Below are 7,669 nucleotides of genomic sequence, written 5' to 3' on the forward strand. Positions count from 1 at the left end.
CGAATATGGAATTAGTTAAAATTGATAGCGAATTTATTACACTAGGACAGTTATTAAAGTTATTGAACATCATTGATACCGGAGGACAAGCGAAGTTCTTTTTGCAAGAAAATGACATATGGGTAAATGGTGAAAAAGAGAATCGGCGGGGGAGAAAACTGTATGCCTCTGATCGAATTCGAATCCAGCATAACGGCGAATACCAAATTATTTCTAAATAATCATAAATGGGAGAGAAGATATGTTTCTTACTCATCTCCACTTAAAAAATTATCGTAATTATGCAGAACTAGATTTACTTTTTGACCAGCGAATTAATATTTTCCAGGGAAATAATGCACAGGGAAAAACCAATATTGTTGAAGCCATCTATCTTTTAGCTTTGGCAAAATCACATCGTACTGCGAAAGAAAAGGAGTTGGTCCAATGGGGCCAATCTTTTTCTGTTATTAAAGGTACTGTTGAGAGAACAATGGGAAATGTAAGCTTAGAGATTCAAATCACGGATAAAGGAAAAAAAGCAAAAATTAATGCTTTAGAACAAAAAAAATTAAGCGATTATATAGGAGCATTCAATGTGATCCTTTTTGCTCCTGAAGATTTAACATTAGTCAAGGGTAGTCCACAATATCGGCGCAAATTCCTTGATATTGAAATTGGTCAAATTCAACCCTCTTATCTTTATCATCTCGCTCAATACCAAAAAGTTCTTCAGCAAAGAAATAATTTATTAAAGGATTTTTCAAAAGTAAAGAAGAATAAATTGGAGATGTTAGAAATTTGGAATGTACAAATGGTTGAACATGGGGCAAAAATATTAGATAAACGGCTTAAATTTCTGAAAAAATTAGAAAAAAGAGCACAAGAAGTACATGATGGAATTACAGAAGGAATGGAAAATTTGAATATTTATTATAAAAGTTCTATACCTTTAGAAAAAGGTTTGGAAACAGAATCTGATATTCGATTTCAGTTTGAACGTATCATTGAAAAATACATGCCCCTAGAATTAAATCGAGGGACAAGTATGATTGGCCCTCACCGGGATGATTTAGATTTTTATATCAATCAAATTGACGTGAGGTCTTATGGGTCACAAGGACAACAAAGAACGACTGCCTTATCATTAAAACTTGCAGAGATTGAATTGATTCATGAAGAAATAGGAGAATATCCTATCCTCTTACTCGATGATGTTTTATCGGAGTTAGACAAAAAAAGACAAACCCATTTAATTAAAACTATAGAAAATAAAGTACAAACCATGATTACGACAACAACAACAGAGGGAATCGATTTAATTCATTTAAATCATTCATCTAATTTTTACGTGTCAATGGGGAAAGTTACGAAAAAGGATTGAGGTGTACATTGTGTTTATCCATATTGGTGGAGACAGTGTTGTTCGAGCAAAAGAAGTTGTGGCGATCATTGATGTGAGTAATCAAGAAGTGACGAAAAAGGCGAAATCCTTTATACAGAAAATGGAGCAAAAACATCCAATCATCCGTATCTCAGAAACAGATGTGAAATCAATCGTCGTCACCACGAACTATATCTATTATTCACCTATTTCCTCTGTAACATTGAAAAAAAGAGCCAATGCATTTTATTTAGAGAATTATATCACTCAAAAAGAAACTCAAAAATGAGTTGGAGGTACATATGAAAACAGTGTCGAACAATTATGATGCAAGTCAAATCCAAGTGTTAGAAGGTCTTGAAGCCGTTCGAAAAAGGCCGGGAATGTATATTGGTTCCACATCAGAACGCGGATTACATCATTTGGTGTGGGAAGTTGTTGATAATAGTATTGATGAAGCTTTAGCAGGTTTTTGTGATCATATCATTGTCACGATTCACGTAGATAATAGTGTTACCGTAGTAGATAATGGCCGTGGTATTCCTGTAGATATTCATCCTAAAATGGGTCGACCAGCAGTTGAGGTAGCTTTAACCGTATTACATGCTGGTGGTAAGTTTGGTGGAGAAGGTTATAAAGTTTCTGGCGGGTTACATGGTGTTGGTGTGTCAGTTGTGAATGCTTTGTCCACATGGCTAGAAGTCATTGTAAAAAGGGATGGGAAGATTCATCAACAGAGCTATCATCGTGGAGTTCCTGACGCAGATTTAAAGGTGATTGGTGAAACCAATGAAACAGGAACGACTGTCTCTTTCCTGCCTGATCCAGAGATTTTCCAAGAGACAACAGAGTTTAACTATGAAACGTTAAAATCAAGATTAAGAGAATTGGCTTTTTTAAATAGAGGGATTCGGATTGACCTGATTGATGAAAGGGAAGATGGGAAAAAGGATCATTTCTTCTACGAAGGTGGAATTAACTCTTTTGTCGAGTTTTTAAATAAGAACCGTAATGTATTGCATCCAAAACCAATTTACGTATCAGGATCAAAGGATCATATTGATTTAGAAATATCGATGCAGTATAACGATAGCTATTCAAACAATATATTATCTTTTGCCAATAACATTCATACACATGAGGGTGGAACCCATGAGTCTGGTTTTAAAAGTGCATTAACAAGGGTCTTAAATGACTATGCAAGAAAAAATAATTTATTAAAAGACCAAGATGCTAATCTTACAGGTGATGATGTTCGGGAAGGTCTAACAGCAGTAATCAGTGTAAAAATTCCAAATCCCCAATTTGAAGGTCAAACCAAAACAAAATTAGGTAACAGCGAAGTCCGTGGGATTACAGAGTCCTTATTTGCGGAAAAATTAGCAACCTTTTTGGATGAAAATCCTTCTGTCGCTAAAAAAATTATTGAAAAGGCTGTTTTGGCTGCGAGAGCAAGAGAAGCTGCTAGAAAAGCAAGAGAATTAACAAGAAGAAAAAACGCATTAGAAGTAAGTTCGTTACCTGGAAAATTAGCAGATTGTTCAACGAAAGACGCTTCTATTAGTGAACTTTACTTGGTTGAAGGTGATTCAGCGGGTGGTTCTGCAAAACAAGGACGGGATCGGAATTTTCAAGCGATTCTACCTCTTCGAGGGAAGATTTTGAATGTGGAAAAAGCAAGATTAGATAAAATCTTTGCGAACGAAGAGATTCGTGCTATGATTACGGCCTTAGGAACGGGTATTGGCGATGATTTTGATATCTCAAAAGCCAGATATCATAAAATTATTATCATGACAGATGCCGACGTCGATGGGGCACATATTCGTACTCTTTTACTTACGTTCTTTTTCCGATACATGCGGGAGTTAATTGAAAAAGGTTATGTATATATCGCACAACCACCACTCTATCAAATTAAACAAGGGAAAACCGTTCGTTACGCCTATAATGATCGTGAATTGGAAAAAATCAAAGCAGAACTTCCTGATCGACCAGAACCTGTCATCCGGCGTTATAAAGGTTTAGGTGAAATGGATCCGACCCAATTATGGGAAACAACAATGGATCCCGAAAGTAGAACATTGTTACAAGTAAGTTTACAAGATGCTTCGGATGCTGATGCTGTTTTTGAAACGTTAATGGGTGATAAAGTCGAGCCACGAAGGGAATTTATCCAAGAATACGCTAAACATGTTCGTAATCTGGATGTTTAGACTAGGGGATGGAGGTAAAACATGCTTGAGTCGAATCAAAGAATAAAAGAAGTGAATATTAGTCAGGAAATGAAAAGCTCATTTATCGATTATGCGATGAGTGTAATTGTAAGCCGAGCATTGCCTGACGTACGGGATGGATTAAAGCCTGTTCATCGTAGGATTTTATACGCCATGAATGAATTAGGAATGACGCCAGATAAACCACACAAGAAGTCGGCAAGAATTGTTGGTGAAGTGATTGGTAAATATCATCCTCATGGAGATGCTGCCGTTTATGAAACCATGGTTCGGATGGCCCAAGATTTTTCATTTCGCTATGTTTTAGTAGATGGACATGGAAATTTTGGTTCTATTGACGGTGATTCTGCGGCAGCAATGCGTTATACAGAAGCGAGAATGTCTAGGATTTCAACAGAATTATTACGAGATATCAATAAAGAAACGATTGATTTTGGTGATAACTATGACGGTTCGGAAAAGGAACCTTTGGTATTACCCGCTCGTTTTCCTAATTTATTAGTAAATGGAGCGGCTGGTATAGCAGTTGGGATGGCAACGAATATCCCTCCTCATCAATTAGGTGAGGTGATCGATGGAATCATTATGTTGATTGATCACAAAGATGTGGAGATCAATCAGTTAATGACAGCAATTAAAGGACCAGATTTTCCAACAGGTGGAATTATATTAGGAAAAGAAGGGATTAAAAAGGCATATCAGACAGGAAAAGGCTCAATTACGATTCGAGCGAAAGCTTTTATTGAAGAAATGAATAATGGCAAGAGTCGAATTATTGTTGAGGAAATCCCTTATCAAGTGAACAAAGCGAAATTGATTGAAAAAATTGCTGAATTAGTTCGCGATAAAAAAATTGATGGGATTACTGATTTAAGGGACGAGTCAGACCGAAATGGAATGAGGATTGTTATTGAGTTACGTCGAGATGTAAATGCCAATGTTGTATTAAATAACCTATACAAGCAAACAAGTCTACAAACTTCTTTTGGTATTAATATCTTAGCATTAGTGGATGGAGAACCAAAAGTACTCAATTTAAAACAAGTTCTAACCCATTATTTAGAACATCAAAAAGTAGTGATTCGTAGAAGAACAGAGTTTGATCTTAAAAAAGCGGAAGCAAGGGCACATATATTAGAAGGGTTACGGGTTGCTTTAGACCATTTAGATGAAGTGATTGCACTAATCCGTGCATCGAGAACCACGGATGAAGCGAAAAATGGTTTAATGACCAAATTTCAGCTTACTGAAACTCAAGCCCAAGCAATCTTAGATATGAGATTACAACGCTTAACGGGGTTAGAAAGGGAAAAAATTGAGAATGAATATCAAGAATTAATGGTAAAAATTGCTGAATTAAAAGCAATTTTAGCGGATGAACAAAAAGTATTAACCATAATTAAAGAGGAATTATTAGAAATTAAGGAAAAATATAACGACGAGAGAAGGACAAAGATTACCAATGCTGAGAATGAGATTGATGTAGAAGATCTCATTCCTGAAGAAGAGGTCGTCGTCATGTTAACCCATCAGGGCTATATAAAACGGCTACCTATCTCCACTTATCGTAGTCAAAGACGAGGTGGAAAAGGTGTTACAGGTATGGGAACTAAAGAAGACGATTTTGTTCAACATGTCTTTATTACCAGTTCTCATAACTATATCATGTTTTTCACAAATAAAGGTAAAGTATATCGTTTAAAGGCATATGAAATTCCTGAATTAAGTCGAACGGCCAAAGGAACGCCGATTATCAATTTGATTCAAATTGAATCGAATGAAAGGATTAATGCTGTTTTCTCGATAAGGGAATATACAGAAAATCATTATCTATTTTTTGCAACTGCTCAGGGAATTGTTAAAAAGACCCATCTTTCTGATTACGAAAATATACGAAAGGGTGGCCTTATTGCCATTAACTTAAAAGATGATGATGAATTGATCGGAGTCAAATTAACGGATGGGAACCAGGAGATCATCCTTGGTACAAAGATGGGACAATCCATTCGTTTTTCAGAGCAGGATGTAAGAGTGATGGGGAGAAGTGCTACAGGGGTAAGAGGAATTCAATTAACAAACGATGATCTTGTTGTTGGAATGGATATTATCCGTGACGATCTCGATGTATTAATCGTGACAGAGAAAGGTTATGGGAAGCGAACGCCAGCCTCTGAATATCGAATACAAACAAGAGGAGGCAAAGGTATTAAAACTTTAAATGTAACGAATAAAAATGGTTATATCGTTAGCTTAAAAGTTGTATCCGAAGATGATGATCTTATGATCGTCACAACCAGTGCAATGGTCATTCGTCTCAATATGAATACCATCTCCTTAATAGGAAGGTATACCCAAGGTGTGAAATTGATTCAAATTCAAGATGATGATTCTGTTGCAACTGTAGCTAGGGTACACACCAACGATAATGAAGATTATCGTGAAATAGATGATTAATTCGGGGCTGATCCAAAAGTAAAGGACAGCCATCACATATACAATATATGTTTGAAAATAAAACATAGGAATTCTATTTATGTAATTCTTTAAAGGGCGCTGATCCTTATGAGTCAGCCCCTTTTTACTCTTTATTTAGCAAAGAAAATGTAAATTTACATCTTGTCGTTGAAAATGAAATATTTGTAAAATGAAGATAAGCGAAAAGATAAAAGGGGAAATATTATTATGCCCATAATTTCAATCCAAAATATACAATCAGGAATGGTTCTAAAAGAGAATGTGTATAGCAAATTAGGTGGCCTTTTATATAAAAAAGGAACAATCTTAAAAGAGCAGGATCAAGAAATATTATTCGCATTTGGAGTCACAGACATTCATATCATTGATGACGAAAAAGATAAAGAAAACAATAAGGTTTTGAAAAATGCAAAAAAAGAGCAAAGAATAGATGATAAAAGTAATCACCAAGTTGAGCTATATCAAAAAAATTATAATCGTGCATTCCGCTTAGTATCCAAAATTTTAAAGTCAGCTCAAGGAAATCCTCAAATTCCCATTATCGAGTTAAGAAATACAATTGAACCTCTTTTAGATTATCTACTTCAAAATCAAAAAGTCTTACTCACTCTTAATTTTAATAATGATTTAAATAAATATGAAATTGTTCATGCTTTATCTGTTGGTATGTTATCTTATATGATGGCCAATTGGATAGGGATGGATCAGAGTGAGTGGATGCAAGTTGCATTGGCTGGTGTACTTCATGATATTGGAATGAGTCGAATACCAAGCCAAATCTTAAATAAAAAAAAGAGTCTCGATTATTATGAGAAAGAAGAGATAAAAAAACATACAGTATATGGATATTATATGTTGAAAGGTACAAAAGGTTTAAATCAAGGGGCGATTCTTGCTGTACTTCAACATCATGAAAGAAATGATGGTTCAGGTTATCCCCTTCAATTAAAACAAGAACAAATCCATACATATAGTAAAATTATTGCGATCGCTGATGTATTTCACGCAATGATATCAAAAAGAAGTTACAGAGAACAATTTTCTTATTTTAAAGTTTTAGATCAGTTATTAGGAGATAGCTTTGGAAAGCTAGAACCTAAAATTGTACAAATATTTGTTAGGATGATGTCAAAGATTACTTTGGGGAGTCGTGTCGTATTGAACAATGGACTAGAGGGAAATATATTATTTATTAATACGAATAATCCTACACGTCCTTTAATTCAAGTCAGTGATCAAATTATAAACTTAGAAAAAGAAAATAAGTTATTTATTCAGGACATCCTTATTTAGGATGAGCTAAGTTACAATTGACACATTATCATCAAAGTGATATATTATAAAAGCTGTTAATTGATGAACAAAGTATTTTAAAAAATATATTGACAATCAATGGTGTAATATGATAAATTATTTTTTGCCGTTGTAATTGTTCTTTGAAAACTGAACAGTGTCAGCTTAGCGTAAACCCTTCAATTCAGAAGGAAAAACAAAGAGCTATATCAAACAATCTTTAATGGAGAGTTTGATCCTGGCTCAGGACGAACGCTGGCGGCGTGCCTAATACATGCAAGTCGAATGACAGGTGTCAGAT

The 7,669-nt window shown here is 35.0% G+C and carries 6 protein-coding genes and 1 rRNA gene; all 7 read left to right on the plus strand.

What is annotated here, in order from left to right:
- Nucleotides 1-5: 5 nt before the first annotated feature.
- Nucleotides 6-221: a S4 domain-containing protein YaaA gene (gene yaaA, locus EDD72_RS09360; RefSeq protein ID WP_132769653.1), complete on the plus strand. Its 216-nt coding sequence runs from the start codon at nucleotides 6-8 to the stop codon at nucleotides 219-221.
- 20 nt (nucleotides 222-241) lie between these two features.
- Entirely contained in the window at nucleotides 242-1,363 is a 1,122-nt protein-coding gene (gene recF, locus EDD72_RS09365) for a DNA replication/repair protein RecF (RefSeq protein WP_132769656.1), read from the plus strand.
- A 1-nt stretch (nucleotide 1,364) separates the two neighbouring features.
- Nucleotides 1,365-1,652, plus strand: a complete 288-nt coding sequence (remB, locus tag EDD72_RS09370; RefSeq protein ID WP_243643816.1) for an extracellular matrix regulator RemB — start codon at nucleotides 1,365-1,367, stop codon at nucleotides 1,650-1,652.
- A 13-nt stretch (nucleotides 1,653-1,665) separates the two neighbouring features.
- A complete protein-coding gene (gene gyrB / locus EDD72_RS09375) occupies nucleotides 1,666-3,579 on the plus strand; it encodes a DNA topoisomerase (ATP-hydrolyzing) subunit B (protein ID WP_132769658.1) in 1,914 nt (637 codons plus the stop codon).
- Nucleotides 3,580-3,600: 21 nt separating this feature from the next.
- Nucleotides 3,601-6,054 (plus strand): DNA gyrase subunit A, encoded by a 2,454-nt coding sequence (gene gyrA / locus EDD72_RS09380; RefSeq protein WP_132769661.1) that lies wholly within the window; start codon nucleotides 3,601-3,603, stop codon nucleotides 6,052-6,054.
- Between the two features lie 228 nt (nucleotides 6,055-6,282).
- The gene (locus tag EDD72_RS09385) at nucleotides 6,283-7,368 is read left to right on the plus strand and encodes an HD-GYP domain-containing protein (RefSeq protein WP_132769664.1); all 1,086 of its coding nucleotides are present in this window, start codon (nucleotides 6,283-6,285) and stop codon (nucleotides 7,366-7,368) included.
- Nucleotides 7,369-7,588: 220 nt separating this feature from the next.
- Nucleotides 7,589-7,669, plus strand: a 16S ribosomal RNA gene (locus EDD72_RS09390); the annotation flags it as partial.

This window comes from Tepidibacillus fermentans (assembly GCF_004342885.1).
Classification (GTDB): domain Bacteria; phylum Bacillota; class Bacilli; order Tepidibacillales; family Tepidibacillaceae; genus Tepidibacillus; species Tepidibacillus fermentans.